1 protein-coding gene is annotated in these 1,459 nt (G+C 66.8%); it reads left to right on the forward strand.

Annotated elements, in window-relative coordinates; genetic code table 11:
- Positions 1 to 13: 13 nt before the first annotated feature.
- Positions 14 to 1,456, forward strand: coding sequence for a glyceraldehyde-3-phosphate dehydrogenase (locus tag J0670_RS37910; protein ID WP_207817313.1), 1,443 nt, complete (start codon positions 14 to 16; stop codon positions 1,454 to 1,456).
- The last annotated feature ends 3 nt before the right edge of the window (positions 1,457 to 1,459 follow it).

Genomic DNA, 1,459 nt, shown 5'->3' on the forward strand with positions numbered 1-1,459 from the left:
GAAAGATGGACTTGTGACTGTCAACGACGACGTGTTCACGGACTGGAAGAACCGCGAGGAGATCGCGGAGTCGATGATCCCGATCATCGGGCGGCTGCACCGGGAGAAGGACGTCACCGTCCTGCTCCACAGTCGGTCCCTGGTGAACAAGTCGGTGGTCAGCATCCTCAAGACGCACCGCTTCGCCCGGCAGATAGCCGGCGAGGAGCTCTCGGTCACCGAGACCATGCCGTTCCTGCAGGCGCTGACCACCCTGGACCTCGGCCCCTCGCAGATCGACCTCGGGATGCTCGCCTCGACCTACCGGGCGGACGACCGGGGCCTGTCGGTGGAGGAGTTCACCGCCCGGGCCGTCGTCGGCGCCACCGGTGAGAACAAGCTGGAGCGCCGGTCCGCGCAGGACGTCGTGCTGTACGGGTTCGGCCGCATCGGCCGCCTGGTCGCCCGCCTGCTGATCGAGAAGGCCTCCGGCAACGGCCTGCGGCTGAAGGCCATCGTCGTGCGCGGCGGCGGTGACGACGACCTGGTGAAGCGTGCCTCGCTGCTGCGCCGGGACTCGATCCACGGCCAGTTCCAGGGCACCATCACCGTCGACGAGGCGAACAACAAGCTCGTCGTCAACGGCAACGAGATCACGGTGATCTACTCCAACGACCCGAGCGAGGTCGACTACACGGAGTACGGGATCAAGGACGCGATCCTGATCGACAACACCGGCAAGTGGCGTGACCGCGAGGGCCTGTCCAAGCACCTGCGCCCCGGCATCGCCAAGGTCGTGCTGACCGCCCCGGGCAAGGGCGACGTCCCCAACATCGTGCACGGCGTCAACCACGACATGATCAAGCCGGACGAGCAGATCATCTCCTGCGCCTCCTGCACCACCAACGCCATCGTCCCGCCGCTGAAGGCGATGGAGGACGAGTACGGCGTGCTGCGCGGCCACGTGGAGACCGTCCACTCGTTCACCAACGACCAGAACCTGCTGGACAACTACCACAAGGCCGACCGTCGCGGCCGCTCGGCACCGCTCAACATGGTGATCACCGAGACCGGCGCCGCCTCGGCCGTCGCCAAGGCCCTGCCGGACCTCCAGGCGAAGATCACCGGCAGCTCGATCCGCGTGCCGGTGCCGGACGTCTCCATCGCGATCCTCAACCTGCAGCTGAAGCGCGAGACCAACCGCGACGAGGTCCTCGACTACCTGCGCGACATCTCGCTGACCTCGCCGCTGAAGCGCCAGATCGACTTCACCGACTCGCCCGACGCGGTCTCCAGCGACTTCATCGGCTCGCGCCACGCCTCCATCGTGGACGCCGGCGCGACCAAGGTCGACGGGGACAACGCGATCCTCTACCTGTGGTACGACAACGAGTTCGGCTACTCGTGCCAGGTCGTCCGGGTCGTGCAGTACATCTCGGGCGTCGAGTACCCGACCTTCCCGGCCCCGGCGGCCTGATTC

Origin of the sequence: Streptomyces sp. FH025 (assembly GCF_017427025.1) — a bacterium.
Taxonomy (GTDB): domain Bacteria; phylum Actinomycetota; class Actinomycetes; order Streptomycetales; family Streptomycetaceae; genus Kitasatospora.